16 protein-coding genes are annotated in these 20779 nt (G+C 37.4%); 7 read left to right on the top strand and 9 right to left on the bottom strand.

The genetic code is table 11. The annotated features are described in order from the left end of the window. The 7 genes from K345_RS21820 to K345_RS0118335 all read right to left on the bottom strand — a co-directional run. Positions 1-590: hypothetical protein (locus K345_RS21820; RefSeq protein ID WP_211227925.1), on the bottom strand; the 590-nt coding region annotated here is incomplete at its 3' end. Between the two features lie 11 nt (positions 591-601). Next, positions 602-1555, bottom strand: coding sequence for an HlyD family secretion protein (locus K345_RS0118310; protein ID WP_028975399.1), 954 nt, complete (start codon positions 1553-1555; stop codon positions 602-604). Continuing rightward, positions 1548-3638: a peptidase domain-containing ABC transporter gene (locus K345_RS0118315; protein WP_028975400.1), complete on the bottom strand. Its 2091-nt coding sequence runs from the start codon at positions 3636-3638 to the stop codon at positions 1548-1550. Before K345_RS0118315 ends, K345_RS0118310 begins: the two co-directional genes overlap by 8 nt. After that, positions 3628-4809, bottom strand: a complete 1182-nt coding sequence (locus K345_RS0118320; RefSeq protein WP_028975401.1) for a hypothetical protein — start codon at positions 4807-4809, stop codon at positions 3628-3630. Before K345_RS0118320 ends, K345_RS0118315 begins: the two co-directional genes overlap by 11 nt. Continuing rightward, positions 4793-6406: an ABC transporter transmembrane domain-containing protein gene (locus tag K345_RS0118325; RefSeq protein WP_028975402.1), complete on the bottom strand. Its 1614-nt coding sequence runs from the start codon at positions 6404-6406 to the stop codon at positions 4793-4795. The genes K345_RS0118320 and K345_RS0118325 overlap by 17 nt, the downstream gene beginning before the upstream one ends. Positions 6407-6504: 98 nt before the next feature. Further along, complete coding sequence (locus tag K345_RS0118330) at positions 6505-9948, bottom strand: PAS domain S-box protein (RefSeq protein WP_028975403.1); 3444 nt, start codon at positions 9946-9948, stop codon at positions 6505-6507. Positions 9949-9998: 50 nt separating this feature from the next. Further along, positions 9999-10892: a hypothetical protein gene (locus K345_RS0118335; protein WP_028975404.1), complete on the bottom strand. Its 894-nt coding sequence runs from the start codon at positions 10890-10892 to the stop codon at positions 9999-10001. A gap of 67 nt (positions 10893-10959) precedes the next feature. Between K345_RS0118335 and K345_RS0118340 the strand changes: the two genes are divergently transcribed. The 7 genes from K345_RS0118340 (at position 10960) to K345_RS0118375 (ending at position 18882) form a co-directional block, all read left to right on the top strand. Next, the gene (locus tag K345_RS0118340; protein ID WP_028975405.1) at positions 10960-12000 is read left to right on the top strand and encodes an alpha/beta hydrolase family protein; all 1041 of its coding nucleotides are present in this window, start codon (positions 10960-10962) and stop codon (positions 11998-12000) included. A 71-nt stretch (positions 12001-12071) separates the two neighbouring features. Next, positions 12072-13547, top strand: a complete 1476-nt coding sequence (locus K345_RS21825; protein ID WP_053228460.1) for a glucan biosynthesis protein — start codon at positions 12072-12074, stop codon at positions 13545-13547. A gap of 2 nt (positions 13548-13549) precedes the next feature. Further along, entirely contained in the window at positions 13550-15397 is a 1848-nt protein-coding gene (gene mdoH / locus K345_RS21830) for a glucans biosynthesis glucosyltransferase MdoH (protein ID WP_053228461.1), read from the top strand. Positions 15398-15492: 95 nt separating this feature from the next. After that, a complete protein-coding gene (locus K345_RS21835; RefSeq protein ID WP_053228462.1) occupies positions 15493-16374 on the top strand; it encodes a hypothetical protein in 882 nt (293 codons plus the stop codon). Between the two features lie 10 nt (positions 16375-16384). After that, positions 16385-17074: a response regulator transcription factor gene (locus K345_RS0118365; RefSeq protein ID WP_028975406.1), complete on the top strand. Its 690-nt coding sequence runs from the start codon at positions 16385-16387 to the stop codon at positions 17072-17074. Next, a complete protein-coding gene (locus tag K345_RS21840) occupies positions 17058-18428 on the top strand; it encodes a sensor histidine kinase (RefSeq protein WP_245584640.1) in 1371 nt (456 codons plus the stop codon). Before K345_RS0118365 ends, K345_RS21840 begins: the two co-directional genes overlap by 17 nt. A 106-nt stretch (positions 18429-18534) precedes the next feature. Further along, complete coding sequence (locus K345_RS0118375) at positions 18535-18882, top strand: PEGA domain-containing protein (protein WP_028975407.1); 348 nt, start codon at positions 18535-18537, stop codon at positions 18880-18882. Here the strand turns inward: K345_RS0118375 and K345_RS0118380 are convergent, their stop codons facing one another. Both K345_RS0118380 and K345_RS0118385 read right to left on the bottom strand, forming a co-directional pair. Beyond that, the gene (locus K345_RS0118380; RefSeq protein WP_028975408.1) at positions 18883-19791 is read right to left on the bottom strand and encodes a M15 family metallopeptidase; all 909 of its coding nucleotides are present in this window, start codon (positions 19789-19791) and stop codon (positions 18883-18885) included. Positions 19792-19830: 39 nt separating this feature from the next. Next, the gene (locus K345_RS0118385) at positions 19831-20736 is read right to left on the bottom strand and encodes a pirin family protein (RefSeq protein WP_028975409.1); all 906 of its coding nucleotides are present in this window, start codon (positions 20734-20736) and stop codon (positions 19831-19833) included. Positions 20737-20779 lie beyond the last annotated feature (43 nt).

The following is a 20779-nucleotide window of genomic DNA, read 5'->3' on the forward strand; positions in this document are numbered from 1 at the left end:
TCATCGTCGTTGTTGGGGTCATCGTCGTTGTTGGGGTCATCGTCGTTGTTGGGATCATCGTCGTTGTTGGGGGCATTGTCGTTGTTGGGGTCATCGTCGTTGTTGGGGTCATCATCGTCGTTGGGTTCATCATCAGGTGTATTGTCCAATGAACTATTATCCTGCTCAGACTCACTTGTACCAGAAGGAATATTTATAACACGATTCTGGGGTAGAGAAGGATTATTTAATTGTGGGTCTTCCAGTTCAATATTACCTACTCCCCCTACTAATGAACCATTATTATCTGTAGAGGAGTCATCGATGTTAGTTTCATTATTATTTGGAGCTACCGGTATTTCTGTTCTGTCTTCTATGGGAAAACTGTCCCTATTAACAACGGAGTTACCATCTACGACCTGTCCCCTTGGATTATCAGCAGTGCTTATTAGGCTTTCCTGTTCCTGGTCAACCACAGAGGTATAGCTCATTTGATCCACCCCTTTGATATCACCAAATTCTTTGGCTTTATCGATGGGATTATCTTCTATGTTTTCTAAATCTTCTATTTGTTCATTATCATTTTTAACATCTTCGCCTTCTTTTGCCATAACGGGCCTCCTTAGGATTCATTGAATGACTTTTGCAAAGAATGTTTTATGGGTGAAATTAAGTAATCGAGAACACTTCTTCTATTGACTATAATATGAGCTTCTACAGGCATTCCGAATTTTAAGGGAACCTCGTTGATTCCATCAGTTAATGAGGACAAAGGAATGCCGACGGTTCCCTGATAATAGGATTTATTGTCCTTAGACAAATAAGTGGTTCGCGATATATCGGTCAAAGTTGTTGTGATAACCCCAAAGTTCTCATTATCAAAGGATTGTATATAAACCTTAACAGGCTGATTAACTCTAACTTTACCTATATCGGATGGCTTAATAGCAATCTCTGCTTTGTAATCACTATTCGCGGGGAGGATTTGACAGATGAGTCCCCCAATAGATACAAAACTACCCTGGTGAATATTCTTCAGGTTATGAATGGTCCCTGTAATGGGAGACCTAAGGGTTAGATATTCGATTTCACTATTCAATCGTTTTATTCGATTAGAGGATAAAGCGATATCCCCTTCTAAAGCTATTTTTGTTCTATTAACCTCCTGAAAACGGCTCATAGATATAAGACTACCATCTAATAATGTTTTCATAGTGTTATACTCATCTTGAACTGTAGCCAAATTTGTATAGAGGACACTTCGATAGATCCTCTCTTCTTCTAAATCTAAAAGTTTAGCCCTTGAGTTAAGTCTTAGTATAATATCACCCTTCTCGACCGTACTATTGTTGATGACAAGAATATCCTCTACATAACCACTGATCTGTGTTTGTAGATCAATATAATCATCCCGGGGCAATAACTGTCCCTGGCTTACTATTGTTTCATCTAATTGGGCCTTGACCATCCAAATAATCATACTGACTAGGCACAGAAAAACAAATACGATTAAAGCAGCCAGGAGTTTAGGGAATCGATTTGTATCATAGTAACGAGTTAAAGTTTCTCTATCCATTTACATCCCCCCACAGATTTTCTTTATCCTGTTTATTTAGCACTTTTTGAGGTTTTCCCTGTTTTATAATCCTTCCTTCATTTAAGACAATTACCTGGTCTGCAGCTTCAATTAAAGGTTGATATTCGGTGACAATAATATTGGTTGATTTGTTTTTTAGCGCTAAGACATTACTATATACCTGTTTTATGTAGTCATTAGACAGATGATATTCGAAACCATCAATAATGGTAATCTTAGCTTCTTGGACATTTAGTAAAGCCAGATTGAGTTTCTTTTCAAAGATAACTTTATCTACAGAAGGAATGTTGACTAAATCTGTATCTAAACCTTCATCCAGATTATTTATATATTCCCATAAATCCCAGGAACGAAGAGAATCAATAATCTCATACTCTTTGATTTTGGGATTCAATAGAGTAAAATTATCTCTAATGGAACCTCCGAATGTCACCCCATTCTTGGGACAGTAGGAGATAAAACGTCTGAGTGTATTACGATCAAATTGTTTGATATTGTAATTGTCCAGAAGAACACATCCATTTGTTACAGGATAATTGCCTAGCAAACAATTAATGAGGGAGCTTTTACCAGAACTACCATGCCCTAATATAACCACTAGACTACCCGGATCTATAGTAAAATTCAGATTATATAAGGTGGTTGTATATTCTCGTCCATACCTGAGGTAGACGTTTTCAAAACTTATTCTTCCACGAACATTCTTACTCTTTTCCTGATTATCAAAGACAATATCCTTGATGGGTATACTCATAAAATCGTTTAGTTGATTGATGCTTCTCCTATAGGAGCTCAATTGGGTTAAGACCATAAGACTCCCATTAACGGGATTTAATATTCGGGAGATGATAATAAAAGAGGCAAAGAGGGTCCCCAAGCCCATTTGATTCTGAACGACTCGGGTAACACCAAAACAGATGGCCAGAACGAGACATATCTTGGTGAGCAAGTTACCTAAATGGGCTACCCGCTGTACAACCTTGTCAATGTCTTCTGTTTTTTGTTTTACCTGTCTAGACTTATCTACAACATTAATCAAAAGCTGCTTAATCCCATCAGGGAAGTTTTTGATTCTCAACAATTGAAATAATTCAGACATAATAAGATTCATCTGACCTAATAGTGAAGATCGTTCATCATTAGCGTCTCTGTAATTGAGATAAGTTACAAGGCCTAAAATGGTAAGGACGAAAATTCCTAATACAGGGAACCAGGCCATAGGACCGGCAACAAAGGATAATCCCACTAACATAACCAAAGAAAAAGGCAAATCTATTAGGGAAGTAAAACTTGGACCTTTTATAAAGTTTCTTATTTTCTCAAAGTCCCGGACTCGGGCTATTTGTATTTCCGGAGGGGTATTTTCTGTTAATTTAAGAGGGAATAACATTAGTCGTCTATAAATCTCTTTACCCACGATATTATCCAGTTTGACCGCCAGATTGGTTTGCAAAACAGATTTAAAATAACGGAAACCAGCGAGAGCCATGATAAAGATAAAAGTTATAATACCAAGATCCTTTATAGTATCAAAAGATTCTGTTCTTTGAACCTGGGAATATATGAGGATAATCAACAGGGGAGTAATAAAGTTGAGAAAGGAAGTAAATAGGGATAAGAGAAAAAGCCAAATAACTTCTCCATTGAATTGACGCAATATATGGGTAAACCATTTAGTCCCAATATAGTGAACAGTTCCCTTCTCCTTGTGAGAAGGAATAAAACAATACACTTCACTTATTATACCCAGAGACTTTTGGGTTACATATTTATCCTGAGCACAATCATAGACAGTGTAGTAATCACCATGATCTTCAATAAAAACAAACAACCCATTTTGCTCATCAACATATACAAAGGGATGTTCGAGACTTTTTATATAGGCCCGTTCATAAGAACCTTTAAGTTGGTCATATCCCAATTTGCTGAGTATATCTTTGAATTGTTCTTCATTCAGATTATCCTCTCTTTGAGGATACAGTTCCATCACATATTCAATTGATCCCTTCCAATACATAGCATTAAGGAGTGGTAATAAGGCTGTTGAATAATTATATATCATTGATCACCACCTTAAAGTCTTCAAATTGGTAGATGATTGTTTTCATGATTTTTTCAATAAATATCTTCTTATCCACACTCCGCTGTTCTTCGATGTATAAGGTTATGGTATCAAGATTTTGTTGGAGTATTTCGATTTCATAGGGCTGCATTTCGATAGAGTCATCCATGGCCAAATATCTATTACCGATATAAGTTTGGATTTCCTCCTGTAAAAGAGGGAGGAAGACTTTTTCATCTTTATCCTCTTCTAGATACATATCTATCAATCGTAGAAGGAATTGATCCCCTACAGAATCTGTATAAAAAAGGTCTTTGCATTGAGAAAAATCATTCTTTTCCATTAATCCTAACAGCCATTCAAATCTATTAACCAAAGTTGATTTGTAATAAAATAGTTTTTTAACCCACTCACCAATTAGTAGTTTATAGATCTCTTTTCTATTGGACGGTGTTAGAATGATACTTTCAAAGTAAAACATATCCTTTTGGATTAGTGATACTTTATAGTGGGGCATAAATAGTTCTGACAATATTATGAAATCTTTGTAAAAATCATTAATTCCTTTTTTGATTAACTTAACCAGAACCTCTTGATGAGTCGACCCCGAGCTTTTAAGGGATGTCAGGATCTTATTTATACAACCTTTGACTAAGGCATCAACCTGTTGTATATGGAAATGGGGCAGAACCAAGCTTTGTCCTTTTTGATTTCTATGGCTACCCAGAATAGCTCCCATATTATAGTAATGAAGATCATATTCAAAATGGCTAACTAATAAAGGAACGATGTTGTCAAAGAAATGGTTGATACTATACTTAACCATCATTCTATTATCCAGAAGCAATTTGTTTAGTTCTTTAATGATATGATAATGATGACGGATGTGATTATCAGAGTCCTGATATTGATGGTTAATTAAGAAGGTGTTTTCCCTTTCAAATAAGGAACTAAGTAGACTTTCTAACTCTGTTATCCCCTGAAAGAGATCAAAGTAGGTTTTTCGATTGTAGATACTAATCTCTTTGATTATACGATTAATGGAAATGAGTCCCTGCAATACAACTTGATGGACCATATCGACTTCTGTCAGGCCTACCCACTCATTACTACGGTAAAAATCCTGCCAGGAGGTTGAAGTAAGGGCTATCCAGTTATCTTTGGTGGCCATTGCTTAGCTCCTTAAGGGGAACGATTCGACTACAGGCGCTCAAAGTGGAAGTTCGGTTTGTAAAGAGTACAATAGTAGAATTGATACAATAGTTTTTTAAAAATCTCAGGAATATCTCAAGATTCTCGTTATTCATGAACTTATCTGATTGATAAGAGATAATGTACCTTGGTTGGAGTAAAAGATTACGCGCTATACTTATTCGTTGAATGATATTGATAGGAAGAAAATCCTGAGTACGACTTGATATAAGGGTATCATACCCATGGGGGAGCTTTTTAATAAAATCGTCTAGTTCTAATAGGCTGGCTATGGCATAAGCCATAGGTTGGTAATCATCATTAAAGTGGGAAATATTGTCAATAATGCTTCCTGATAAAAGGGTGTCATCCACATCCAGATAAGCCACTTGTGAAGTTAGGTAATTCTCAACATTTAACGAAGAAACATTAATCTCGTCATAGTAGACAGTGTTCTGTTCTATTCTTTCAAAACCCAGGAGGATATCCCTTAGGCTCTCCTTGGCTATTTCCTCTCCCCCAATGATACCCACTATGTCACCTGGTTTTATGTTCACCCCTTTATTATCATGAGACTTTATTGATAGATAACCCGAATATTCTGTCTGTTGAATGAGTCTTTTATCTGATTCGCTATAAGAAGGAGTCTTTAATTCCCTAAGCTTTAGGAAAGATGATTTGATGTTGTCATATTGGAGTAAAGTATTTAGGACCCCATGAAAAGGAAGCATAATGCTTCGGGAAATCATTGCACAAGCTGTTAATTTACCAATGGATAATGTTCCCACAAAGACCAGGAAGCCCCCGCCAATAATAGTCCCATAGATTAAAATAAGAGATAAAAGGTTATAGATAAGATCTGATATATTGAGCAGACCATTGACCTTAGCTTCAGCAGAACTGGATCTGTCAAAAACAGAATAACTATCACGGACTAAGGTTGTTTCCAGTTTTTGTGATTTAAGATAGTGAACCTTCTCGAGAGTCTCAGAGATATATTCGATTTTATTCTGTTCATATTCCTTGTTTTTTTTGATCTTATTTTTGAGGACTAAAGACAACAGGATATATATCAACAATGCAGAGACAAGAACAAGAATGGGGAAAAAAACTAAATCATTGGCTAGATAGTAGATAGCACCTAAATAAAGAAAGAGAAAGGGCATATCCAGAAAACTGGTTATGAGACTACCACGTACATTTCTTTCGACTTGCTGAATTTTACTAAATTCTTCTTCTCTCTGGAATCTGGTCATAGTATTGAATTGGTTACGATTCAGATGAATAATATAGTGGAAGAACTTTGTTTCCATATCCAAACCCAAAGAAGAAGCTGTTCCTGATAAGACACGACGTCGGGCATTATTAAAGAAAGACTCTACCATTATTAAAATCAACACGATACAAGTAAGCCAGATTAGGGTGTTATAATTCCCTATAGGAATCACGCGATCATAAATCTGTAAAAAGAAAAGGGGGAATACAAGGGTCAGGAGGTTTTTACCAATACTGGACAAAACCAATAGGAGGGAAGAGGCTTTGAATTTATTTATTATACCATAAGTCAATCCTTGCATTATCAACTCCTTATGCACAACTGAGAAAACACTAATGATACTTATTTACCTTTTCCCGTTATTAAGTGTTGTATAGGACCTTGTTATTTGCAAGTTTTTCAATCAGATTTGACTTTCTTGGATAATACCCAGTGGTTTAAATGATCAGCTTTTTCGACAGTGTAGGTGACCTTGTCCATCAATTCATTCATCATCCAAAGTCCATAGCCCCCCTCATGGGGTTCATTGAAATCCGGATTCCGACGATGATCATAATCGAAGGAAATACCATAATCACTAACTTGAAATATAACACCATCTTCCTGTAAGTCAATTTGTATATCAATATTTTTATGTTCTTCTGAGGGAATAGCATACTTGATAATATTGGTAATCAGTTCTGACATAACTAATTCTATCTGCATGGCAAATTCCTCACTGTAACGACGGCAGCAACTTTTGCTCCAGAGAACAATGTTATCCAGTTCATTAAAAACACCGGGAAAGCTTTGTTTTACTATTATATTTTCCGCTTTGACAGCGATAATGGTAATGTCATCCGACTGATCATTAGAATCAATGTAGTCAACGATTTGTTTAGTTAGCCTATCTGTTAATTCTGACGCACTTAAATCCTGTTGACTGAGTTTTTGAAAGCTGTCCTTTAATCTATCAATACCATAGAAGCCTAGTTTTGAGTTTTCTGCTTCTGTTACGCCATCACTGTACATTAATAAAGTATCCCCTGGACGCATCATGGCAGATTCTACATTCAAACCGATATCATCCATGACCCCTATAGGATAGGTAGTCGGAGCCAGAATTTCGATGGTGTTACTTAATTTACGCCATAACAAGGTCTCTGTATGTCCGGCATTAGAATAGCTAACTTCACCAGTCAGAGTATTAATGAGGGTAATCTGCATAGTGATAAATTTCTCTGCTTTTGACAAATCGGGAAAAAGCTGGTCTTGTAGAGTGGATAGTAAACGATCAGGACTACTTTGGGCACTAGTTGAACATTGAAGTATCGTCCGTGCAGAAGCCGCAATTAAAGCGGCAGGAAAGCCTTTACCTGATATATCTGCGATGGTCAGGCAGAGAGTGTGAGGCGCAAAATCAGCTACATCATAGAAGTCTCCACTAACAAAATGAGCGGGGACTGCAATAAAACCTAAGCCGAATCCTTCAATAGAGGGTATTTTATTAGGAAGTAAGTTCATTTGAACTTCAGATGCTATTTTGATTTCCTTTTGGTATATCTGTTGTTTAAAAACCTCTTCCTGGAGGACTTTTATTTCTTTTGTCCTCTCTTCTACCATATCGCTTAATTGTTCTGAATATCTAAGAAGTTCTTCCTGTTGATGAACATTTTCAGTGATATCCTGAAGGACTCCTACATGTCCAATGATAACATCACCACTATAAAAGGCCGCACCATTAGCAGCGACCCATCGCTGTTGGCCATCCTTGTATATAATACGGTGACGTCCTGTGTAGGATTCCTTTTTTTTGACAGACTCAGCCCAACCTTCATACACTCGCTGGGCATCATCGGGATGAATGATAGAGCTCCATCCATCCCCCATGGCTTCTTCTTCTGTCAAGCCTGATATTTCCTGATATCTTTTATTTACATAGTTACATTGCCCATCAGGATCAGTTAGAAAGATACCTACAGGGGAGAACTCACTCATGGTCCGGAATAAAGCTTCACTTTTACTTGCTTCTTCTTCTGCGTATTTACGTTTAAGATACTGGCCTATTTGTCCTCCTACAGAAAAGAAAATGTCATAGACGGATCCATTTTCCTTAATAACATCATGACTGAAGAAGAGCAATACACTATATAATTCCCCCTTATCATAGAGGGGAAATCCAATGGCACCTCTTAAATTGGCGGCTCTGGCTTCCTTTCTACGAATAAATAAAACCTCACTCGTCACATCCGGGATAATGATAGGTCTTTGTTCTTCCATGACCATTCCCGGTAAGCCTTCCCCTATATCAAAAGTAATATTGTAGCTATCTTGAGCAAATTCTTGTATGCGGGGAGTATCTAGATGCCATTCTGCGGCTAATCGGATTCTATCCTTAGAAAGAGGTTCCCATAATTCTCCTAATATCCATCCCATGTCCAGACAAATCACTTCCAGAGATTTTTGAATAAAGGCAGGAATATTCAAGTTAAGATTTATCAAATGGGCTACATCGAATTGTAGCTGTAAGTTTTGTTCCTGGATTACTTTTTCAGATATATCACGGGTCACAATGCGAAAATCATCGCTTTCCTTTGATTTGATTCGAGAAATAGTGCTTTCACACCAAAGGATATCTCCGTTTTTAGCTTTTATGCTGTGGGTAACGTTTTTCACCCCATCAGAATCTAATGAATCTAATACATGCCAGTTTAGACCAAGGACTTTCCTAATGTCATCGTGACCTAAGTATTCCTGAAATTCATATCCTGTGATTTTATGATAAGACGGGGAGATATAGAGGAAGCCCTTGTCTTTAGAGATCCGGGATACAATATCCAAAGAGTTGTCAGTGAGAAATTTATAGTTAGACTCACTTTGTTCCAATTGTAATTGATACTGCTTTATAAAGGTCAGGTCATGAATAGCCGCAACCCTTAAGAAATCTTCCCCTTCACTACTAATAGTTCTGGCACTAATCTGAATGGGGAACTCTGTTCCATCCTTTTTTTGGGCCATAGCTTCATATACCGCTTGGGTAGTTCTTTCAATATTATCATGGATTTTCTTCACACTGGACGGCATAGCCAAACTATCGATGGGTACACCCATTAACTGTGCTTTGCTCTCATATCCATACATAGAAGCTAATTGAGGATTACAATCAAGGATAATCTGTCCATTATGAAAGGCTATCCCCTCTGTGGAAGCATCATTTATTCGCGATAATAATCTTTTAGAATCCTCTGCAATGGCCAGAGCTGCTTCCACTTCATATATCTGACTCATTTTATTTCTGTTTTTTAGCCATAACCTTTGAATATAAGAGCTGATAACATAATGTTGAACAATAGCTAAAGCCAAACCAAAAATAGCAAAGGAGCTTAATTCCACAAATTGTCCTGATTCTGCTTGCTCATAGATAAGATAAAACCAATTCCCCCCTACTATCATGAGGGAAGGGAAAAACCATCTATGTTGTATCAATATAAAAGAGCAGAGCAGAGCTATAAATATCATATTATGAGTAGTCACAAGATGATGCTGCCATAATGTATCCATATTTAAAATGATCAAATAGATAAGAGAAACCCCTGATGATAGGAGTTGAGCCATGTTTAAGGGAAGGATCTTATACTTGATTATTATAAGAATAGCCAATTGAATAATGAACAATACGACGAGAGAACCAAGGGTACTATAATTTAAGGGAATCCTGTAATATATTAGTAAGAAAGAAATTAAAACAGCAAGTATACCAATGGCTATTAAGATGACGACATTCAATACACCTAGTAGTAGATTATTAATAAAACTATCCAGACTCTCATTGTCTATAACATCATGGCTGTCCTTTTGAAGCATTAGCATCTCCTAGCAGGAATTCTAATGGATGCCTTGATTGTTGTCGAATTTTAATGCCTTCTTGTAATACAAATTCGATTAGGATGAGGACTATCGATAATATAAGGCTGGCCTTCAAGGGAATTTAAGTATTCCTCCATCATTGGCACAGAAGGACAATAGCAAAACCGTCCCCCGACGATAAGACTATCAAGAATGTTTTTAAAGCACTTGGCATACCCGGACCACAAAGGGCTGTTATGACTCTTATGGTAATTCATATGGTTGGTATAACTCATATGAGCCCAGATGGTGGACCATTTATCTTTGCCATAATCAAAATCTAACCAATGTTCTTCCCATAAATAAGATCCTGGTCGTGTAATAAGGTGGTCTATACCATAGGCTTCTTTGTTATGTTTCCTTAGGTACTCTACAAAGCCAGCATCCTCTCCACAGCCAATATCTAATAGAGGGAAATTCAGTTCTGAAAGTTCCAAGTCAAATTGCGATAACTGGAATTCTCCTGAGTATTGATTGTTCACGACCTGCCCTATCTGTTTCTGGGCCTTGAGAGCTTCCACCATTTGAGGTTGATAGAAAGGTTTAATCCATTGAGATAAGTGCTGAAAATGTTTCTCCATCATGGAAGAGGCGTTGTCCCTGTTTATGGACTGGAATGTCTCTTTATAAATAGCCTTAAGCCTTTCCGTATCTTCTTTTCTTATATCAATATATTGATTGACTTGCCATAACTGGTGGAGAACCTTCTTAGTGACCAGATCCAGAGCTTCCTTAAATTGTTGGGACTCTATGAGGTACTTATCCTTAAAACTCAATAGGCCCTGTATAAAATCATCATTTAGTGGGAGCAATTCTTCAAATCCACCTTCCCACAGTAGGTTAAGCTGTCCATGAAAGAATACTTGATTATGAATGAGGGAAGCGAGTTTTTTATCAACCATACCCTTATTATATAGTATTAAGACATTAGTTGACCATTAGTGGGGGAATTATGTACCATACATAATCATGAGTAGTTCCATTGGTAAAAGAGAAATATCCTTTGAAGATAAAACGAGAGAAAATTGGATAGAAAAGGACAAACATCGTCCTATCAATATGGTTTTTTGGTATCCCTCAACAGAAACAAAGACCACTGCTATTGGTATTGGTCCAGAAGAAGAGCCCTTATTTACAGTAGGTGACTATGCTTTGGATGGGGAAGTTGACAGGAGCTACTCCCATTGTCGATTAGCAGTCATATCACATGGAACAGGGGGAGCGGCCTATCATTATGCCTGGTTAGCCAATACCCTAGTTCAATCAGGCTATATTGTGGTGGGAATAAATCATCATGGTAATAATCTATATGAAGAATATACACCTGAAGGTTTTGGATTTTGGTGGCATAGATCGGAAGATATTCATCAAGCTATTCACTACACCATCACAGAATCTTTTGTTAGTGCCCTAATAGACAAGAATAACATTGTACTTATAGGTCATTCCCTGGGAAGCTATAGTATTATAAATGCCCTCGGAGGTATTTCTCATCCAAAGGCTTATTATGAGAAATACAAACAATACATAGATGATCCTGACTCTGGGGCTATTCCCCCTGAAATAGAAGATAAAGCAAGCTTTGTTAATTTGATTAATAGGTTAATCGATAGTGATCATTTGAGTGATGTTGATCCGGCTTATAAAGAAACTTTTATTCCCTCCTTTAGTATTAAAGCAGTATGCCTTATGGCACCTGCTTTGGGAGAGACTTTTGGAATAGATGGTTTAAGACCTGTTAAAACCCCGACGCTCATTGTTATTCCTAAGGTGGACACCATTACTCCTAATGAGTTTAACGGATATATATATGAGAAAGGCTTAGAGAACAGTGAGTTACTGGTCCTCGATAATAAGTCAGATCATTATACTTTTCTAGCAACGGCCACAGTGGCGGGCAAAGCTCTTCACCCCATATTCTGTCAAGATCATCCTTCCATAGATAGGGATGAGATACATTCTACTGTCGCTTCAGCTGTGCTTGATTTTTTTGACAAACATATATCTTAATTGGGGAATCTTGTCACAATCTTAACATAATCTAAGGAAATCTTTGGAAATACCTTAGTACTGTAAGGCCCATGTTTAAGCATGGATGTACTGTTTTAACCTTTTTATTATTTGTTAATATCCTTTCCTCCTGGGCTGATAGTGAGGTTCATAACTATGAAGATCTCAAGCTTAAAGCCGAGGCGCTAAGGGACTCCCCTTTTTATCCTTCAAAAAAATCTCAAAAAGATAATGAACAATGGTCTTATGATCAGTATAGAGACATTAGTTTTGATGAACAAAAGCGGATTCCCTTAGGGGATCAGGCTGCCTTCCGTATGGACCTTTTGCCCAGTGGTTATATCTACAAAGACAGCATAGATATTTATATCGTTGATAATGATCTTACTACTGTCCCAAATCGAGGGGATTGGTTCTTGAATCGCCGCACTTCCCAACCATTTGTGACTAAGGGTATTTCAGGCTTTAAGATTCTTTATCCTCTGAACCAATTAGATAAATGGGATGAAGTCATTGTTTTTCAAGGGGCTTCTTACTTTAGAGCGCTTCCTCAATATGCCCAGTATGGATTATCAGCTAGAGCTGTTGCTATCCCTCCTCAACAAGGAAGAAAGGAGGAGTTTCCCCATTTCAAGTCATTCTGGATCTTAGCTCCTAACAAATCAGAAACTTTCCTTACTATACTCGCCCTTCTGGATAGCCCTTCCCTTACTGGTGCTTTTGAATTTGTGGTTCATCCTGGAAGGGATACTGTTATAGAAGTTAAGGCTAGTCTTTATCCCCGTACGGGTTCTCTATCCCTTGGGATCGCCCCTCTTACTTCAATGTTTTTATATGATGAAACCAATAGATCAAGATTTAATGATTATCGGAATGAGGTCCACGATTCTGATAACTTATGGCTTCGTACAAGTTCAGATCAGGACATTCTTCGTCCCCTCATTAATCCTAAAACGATACAGTACTCCAGCTTTACAGATACACCTCCTAAGGACTTTGGTTTGCTTCAAAGAAAAAGGAAAGTATCAGATTATCAAGATTGGGAAGCTCATTATGAAGCCCGTCCTAACCTGTGGATACAGCCTCGGGGCTTATGGCCTTCTGGAACATTGGATTTGATAGAAATTCCCACTGACCGAGAGGGAATGGACAATATTGTGGCTTTCTGGAAAGTACCTGAGATCAATAAGCACCTTCCCTTTGAGTTTAACTACAACATGTATTGGACTCTTAACTCCCCCTCTTCAACAATATTTAAGTACAGGGTGATGTCTACACATATTGGTGAAGGAACAACTCCAGGAAGCCACACTTTTGTGGTTGATTATGAATATGAAAAGGATGTTGTTCCTTCGGATAACATCTGCTCTAAAGTCTCATCAGGCCCAACTAAGGTCGCGGCTTTCCTACAACACAATAAAGAACTCAAGCTATTGAGAGCAACATTTGAACTTCCTTCAACTAGTGAGGAAAGGGATTTGAAATTAGCCCTTTATGAAAACAATAAGATCGTCAGCGAAATATGGACATATAGGTTGGAGAAATGACAATGTTAGAGAACTTTACTTATATGCCGACATTGAACCGGCTAAAAATGGAGACTCAGAGTCTTAATATAAGTCCTCCTTCTATTAGGAAACGTAACTTGAGTTTGACTACTACCTTGTATAGAGCTCTATTAGTCTTTTTAACCCTGGTCATCATAGGAATAGGAGTCTTTTATTACGGAAAGGCTTTATATATCTTGGATTTCACACTCATCAAGGGGATAAGCCTAGCTCTTTTCACATTGAACTTAGCCTGGATAGGCCTCTCTTGTGCGACCTCCCTTATTGGCTTTCTCTCCTGTCATGGCATAAAACATTGGAAGGAAGCCTCCCTCGGCTCAAGTAAGACTGCTATTGTTATGCCCATCTATAATGAAGACATTAGTGATAGTTTCTCCTCCCTTTATGTTATGGCTGAAGAACTAATAGAAAAAGGACTCACATCCTACTTTGAAATATGTATATTATCAGACTCTTCTGATCCGGATTGTATTTCTCGAGAGAGGGCGGTCTTTAGCAATATGAAAGATAGACTGGAAGAAATTCCCATTTGGTATCGTCATCGCAAGGATAATATAGGGAAGAAGGTAGGGAATATTGCCGATTTTGTTCAAAACTGGGGAGGACATTATGATTACTTCCTTGTCCTTGATGCAGATAGCTTAATGAAGGCAGAGAGTCTGGTCACACTGGTTAGACGTATGGAAGGTGATGCGAATATTGGATTGATTCAAACCATCCCCAATTTGATGGGCAGTAGTAGCCTTTATGCCCGCCTCCAACAATTTGCTTCTCAAGTATATGGAAAAATCAATGCCTTAGGAATAGCTTCCTGGTCAGGGGATTCGGGTAATTATTGGGGACATAATGCCATTATAAGAATGGTTGCTTTTGCAGAATCCTGTGGTTTGCCGGTCTTATCCGGCCAGGCCCCCTGGGGAGGTCATATTCTATCCCATGACTTTGTAGAAGCTGCGTTTCTTCGCAGAAGAAGCTGGAAAATTTATATTGCACCTGATATTGATGGATCCTGGGAAGATAGTCCACCTTCCTTAATAGAATCCTCCATAAGAGACAGAAGATGGATGCAGGGGAATCTTCAACATATTAAAGTCATTACAACAAAGGGCTTAAGAAGCTTTAGTCGTCTGCATTTTATGATTGGCATTATGGGTTATCTGTCCTCTATTATATGGTTTGCAATGATTGGTTTTGGTATCGCCACTTACAGCTATGAGAGTCAGGCTATTGTTTACAATAGTTATCTCATTAAAACCTTTGTTTTTACGATGACTATATTGTTAACCCCTAAGATCTTAGGACTAAGTTATTCCTTATTAAATAAAGATTTAGATACCAACAGAAGACATCCGTTCTTCTTAGTTATTAGTTTTATATTAGAATTGTGTATTTCAATCCTGTTATCTCCTACTCAGATGCTTCTCACGCTAAAAAGTTTTATAGAGATACTCAGAGGTAAGGATTCAGGGTGGAAACCCCAAAATAGAGCTATTAATCAGATTAGCTGGTTGGATGCTTATTTCTTTCATAGGTCTCCCTTATTGATAGCCCTCTGTTTAGCTACTTACCTAACTTTATATGCAACAACCGTAGTGATATGGTTTCTTCCCCTGTTAGTGGGGCTATTATTAGGAGCCCCACTAAATAAGTTTACATCCAGTAGAAGAATAGGGCAATTTTGTCACAAGATAAATCTCTTTGATATAAGTGAAGAAATTAACCCTGATAAGATTATCACTGATAAGCTCATAATCAAGTCAAGAATTAATGAAATACATCCTTTCATTCGTGAGGAAACTGATTGTGCTATGTATCAATATTCATCCTAGGAGACAAAGAAGATGGTTGAAATTATTCAGAGAGAACTAGACGAAAAAATAGGTTTTACCTATAGTTCCTCCATATATTCCTATGGGAGAGATTAATGCGAAAGGGTTTTTTGTTAACAATATCGCTTCTAATAAGCTTACAATTATTTGGTGCAGAGGTACCAGGAGCCAACACTCCAGCCAGTTGGGCTGACTCACTAAAGGGACAGGTTTTATCAATAAAAGAGTATTCTGGTGTTGATTTTGGAGACCTTATCATTAGACGGCGAATAGATTTTAATGAACAGAATAAACCCTTATCAGAAAAATCATACAATGAAGATGGTAGCTTAAAAACAGAGATAAAATATGATTACAATGACAGCGGAATGGTTACTGCTATCAAGGGTTTGAATGCGGACAATCAAACTATCTGGACTTATAAATATACTTACAACGATAGTGGCAATATAAGAGAAGAAGTCAGTCTTGATGCCCAATCAACGGTAGAATGGAAAGATGTATACAAATATAATGATCAGAATTTATTAATAGAAAAAAATAATCTCAACCTTGATGGGGTTATTAATCTACAGGATACCTTCCAATACGATGATAATAACATTCTTAAGTCCCGAACCACTCTCTATGGAGATGGGAAGGTCCTAAAAAGAGTTATCTACCACTATGATGATCAAAAAAAGCTAACCAATGAAGAACATTACGACAGTAATGGACTCTATGAGACCCTTATCTATACATACAATGAGAGCAATCAATTGCTAAGTATTCAAAACAAAACACCAGAAGGAAAAATCAAAAAGACAATTGATTATCAATACACAAAATCAGGATTGATTCAAAAAGAAATCTCAATAGTTCCCGAAAAGGATCCCGAACCTACCATGGCTTATATTTATGATGAAATAGGTAATTGGTTAAGAAAAAAAGATTCATCAGGTACTTACACTCTTAGAGAATTACAATACAGGGACTAAGGATATTAATATGGCAAACATTGTTGTTGTCGAAGATAATAATTTTATTAGGGAAGCCATAGTGGGATATTTACAGTTGGCAGACCATAATACTTTTGAATATGGAGAAATACAGGGTGTTATCCAGAGCCTGGATGATAATAATATAGATTTAGCCATACTTGATGTTATGCTCCCTGATGGTAATGGTTTTGCATTAGCTAGAGAGATTAGGGAGAAGTCTGATTTACCGATTATTTTTCTAACAGCCAAGGATTCTGAATCTGATCGCATATTGGGTTTTGAAATTGGTGCAGATGATTATGTTGTGAAACCTTTTAGCTCTAGAGAATTGTCCTTAAGAGTAGAAGCTTTATTGAAACGATACAAGAAGGGTAACAAGGAAGAATTAGATAGCACTCAGTGGATACTTTCTCAACATAAATTGGTTGTGGATAAAACATCCCATGAGACCTATTTAAATGAGGAACCTGTTCATTTAACAGGAGCAGAGTGGAAAATTCTCTTATACCTCTCAAATCAAGCCAATATTGTTGTCACACGTGGACGCATACTAACAGAGTGTTTGAATTATGCTTTTGAAGGATCTGAACGTACTGTAGATACACATATTGCTAATCTAAGATCAAAACTGGGGCAAGCTGATTGGATTGGAACCATTAGAGGCTTTGGATATAGGTTTAATGGAAACAGAATATAGATTAGGATCAGTGAAAAGTATATTCTTCAAGATTTTTGTTGGTCTTTTGTTATCCTCCCTATTTGTCCTTACGATTATGTCCCTAATCCTTACTTTTGCTATTAAAACTTCTATCTTTAGTTGGAATCAGGGGAAGCAAGAGGATTTTCAATCTGTTCTAATACCCATTATTTCTAAAATCCATCGCTTAAATGGTGGCTTAACGGAAAATAACGTAGAAGAAGCCCTACTCCCCTATATGACAGACTCTTTATATGTGTATGTCTTTGATAAGGATCAAAACCCCATCTTTTTGTTTAATCAAGGGCAGAAGATTTCTACTGAAGAATTCAATAAAAACAGGAATATTATTTCCGGCTACTCTCAGCTCTCCTTTACTCCCATATCCGATGGGGAAAACATTATAGCTTATTTATCTTCTGATACTATTGATTTCCTGGCATCCAAAGCTAACAGAGCTTTTATTGATACTATGCAGAAAACGGTAATAATGGGAGTGATTATAACCCTTCTCCTATCATCAGTGATTGCCTTTCTTTTTTCTTCGGGTTTTTCAAAACAAACAAAACTTTTAGTTCAAGGTTTGATTGGCTTACGAGAAGGTAAACGGGAAATAGACTTTCCCACCTTAGGGATATATGAGTTAGATCAAATCTCTCAGTCTGTTTTGGCATTACAAAAAGAATTAAGTAAGGAAGAACAGCTGAGGCAACAGTGGATGCAGGATATTTCCCACGATTTGAGAACCCCAATTACGGCTGTCATATCTCAATTTGAAGCTATGATCGATGGGGCACTAACTCTTACTCCCTTACGGATTAAGAGTTTACTATCAGAAACAAGACGAATTGAAGCTTTGGTTGTTAACTTACAGGAGTTGAGCCGATACGAGTCACCAGGTATGTCCATCCATCTCAAAGAGGTATCCATCAAGGACTTTGTTGATGATATACATGATCGATTTGTTTTTTTATCAGAACAGAAAAACGTTCAATTCCACTGTTCTGGGCCCGATATTATTACTTCCATGGACGAATCTTTGATGCAAAGATGTATGTCCAATATTATTCAGAATGCTCTCCAGCATTCCCAAAGGGGAGGATCTGTTCAGATGGCTATTAGTAAAGGAGACACAGGACTGCTCCTTTGTGTATCCAATGAAGGTTCTATTCCAGAATCTGATCTACCTCATTTATTTGATAGACTTTATCGAGGGAGTAAATCACGAGCTGGTTCTGGTTCTGGACTCGGTTTGTCTATAGCAAAAGCTATTGTTGATTTACATAAGGGCTGGATTAAAGCTGAAAACAGGGATAATCATACTTTCTTAACAGTGTATATTCCTTTTCTCTAATAATTATTACTGGATTCTTTATACTTTCTATTAGATTTATAAAGACAATAGAGCATATTTTATGTTAGTTTTCGGTTAATAAATATTTTTTAGAATGGAGTATAAAGTGAAAAACTCATTTAAAATGGGGATCGCATTTTTGTTGATTCTTAGTTTATCAGGTTGTGTAACTTCAACCATGGTGAATATCGATACTAATGTAGAAGGTGCAGAAGTATACTATCAAGGTCAGTTATTAGGTAAGTCGCCAGTACAGGCTAAAATTACAAATGCTGCATGGAAAGATCCTTCTGTAATTGTAAAAAAAGAAGGTTACCGTGATATGCAATACACTCTCGAGAAAGAAGTTCAACCATTCAACACTGCTGTTGGATGTCTTTTATGGTGGCCATCACTTCTATGGATGTACGGACCAGCTGAATATCAGTATATCAATTTGTACGAAGACAAATAATTAATTCTTATTTAGATAATCGCGCCAGAGGAGTAGTTCTGGCCGATATTCAAAATGCATATTATCCCAAATGGGCCAGTATCCACCCCAAATAAACCCTTCACTTTCAAAGATATCGATCACTTTTTGAGGAGGTATCCACCGCTTGCTGAGAGGAGTGGCCATCCAATCAGAATTGCCTTTGTTTTTCTCCCAGTTCCAGTAAAGGACTTTGCCCTGCCATCCAATGGGAAGCAAATCAATAGCTAAGCCCATACTATGAAATGATTTACCCGATGTATCACGTATAGTTCGCCAGGAATAACTGCTACCAGACTCCAGTTCATCAATAAAGTCAGCGACCTCCTTATCTCCCTTAGCTATTAGAACAAGCTTCTTTTGAACATTATCTAAAGGTTGTTTCAATCCCTCATGTGCTCTGATATTAAAACCAAGGAAGTATATGGTCCTGATATGCTGTTCTACATCTAATCTGGTGTGACAATCATAGATAGCATCAAACAGAGAAGTATTGGTAGTAGGTCCATTAGCCCTATTATTTGGTGAACTGAATTGTGTTATTCTGTCCTTTTGATTACGAGAAAAAGTCTTAGGATCAGGAAGACTATCGGGAAATCGATAGAGAAGTCTTCTATAAGATTCTTTAGTATCCCATTGTTCTTCACTTACATATCGTCCCTCTGCCCAATAGAGCTTATGTTCAATACCTCTACTACTGATAATAATCATCCAGTCCTGTTTGTCTTCATCAAAACGGGTATCAAATTTAACAGAAGGATAGGCAGACTTTAGTATATCTACCTCTTTATAGAATGTATTATCCCTATCCTCAGCAAAGAGATCCGGAATCAGGATAATACTAAACAGAAACATTCCTATTAAGCAGTACAAATAACGAGTTACGAACAAAGAAGACTCCTCCTTCACAGTTATATTACAAATATAACACTAAACAAATCGACCATCCTGGAAATCCTGAAAGGCTTGATATAGTTCTTGCCTCGTATTCATAACGATGGGGCCATGCCAGGCAATAGGTTCCCTTAACGCACGGCCTGAAATAAGTAAAAATCGTACACCTTTAGGTCCTGCTTTTAAACGGATTTCATCACCACGGTCGAAGAGAATTAAATTTCTATTCTCGATGGGATGAGCTGGTATAGGGTCAGTTATCCCGGATTGTGTCATATACTCTGTAGGAGCCAAGATTGGTTGAGAGCTAGCTCTAAACTCAGCAGATCCTTCAAAAAGATAAATAAAGGAATTTAGATCTAAATCAACTTTTATAGATCGTTCCACATGAGGGGGAATATTAAAATCTACAAATAAAGGATTCGTAGCTATCTCGGTCACTGGTCCTGTCTGTCCCCAAAAAGATCCTGTTATTATACGTGCTTTTGTACCATCATCTTCTGTTACTTCCGGTATTTCCAGAGAAGGAATATCCTGATACCGGGGGGAGGTCATTTTTTTTGCTGCCGGTAGATTAGCCCAAAGTTGAAATCCATGTCCAATATGTGGAGCTTCTGGTGTTGGCATCTCCTGATGAATGATTCCCTTCCCTGCGGTCATCCATTGAACGTCTCCGCTTCTGATGACACCTGTATTACCAAGGCTGTCTTGATGCTGTAAACCACCATCCAGAATGTAACTAATTGTTTCAATACCCCTGTGGGGATGCCAAGGAAAACCGGGAGACGCTTTAGTAGGGTCACTATTATTAAAATGGTCTAATAAGAGAAAAGGGTCTGTTAACTCTTCGAATCCATTTCCAAACACTCTGTTCAGTTCAACCCCGGCACCATCCTGTGCTCGTACAGGTTTTATTATTTGCTTGATCGGTTTTAATGACATAAACCACCTCTTATTCTTAGTAATTATGTTATAAATATAAGAA

Origin of the sequence: Spirochaeta cellobiosiphila DSM 17781 (assembly GCF_000426705.1) — a bacterium.
GTDB classification, from domain to species: domain Bacteria; phylum Spirochaetota; class Spirochaetia; order DSM-17781; family DSM-17781; genus Spirochaeta_E; species Spirochaeta_E cellobiosiphila.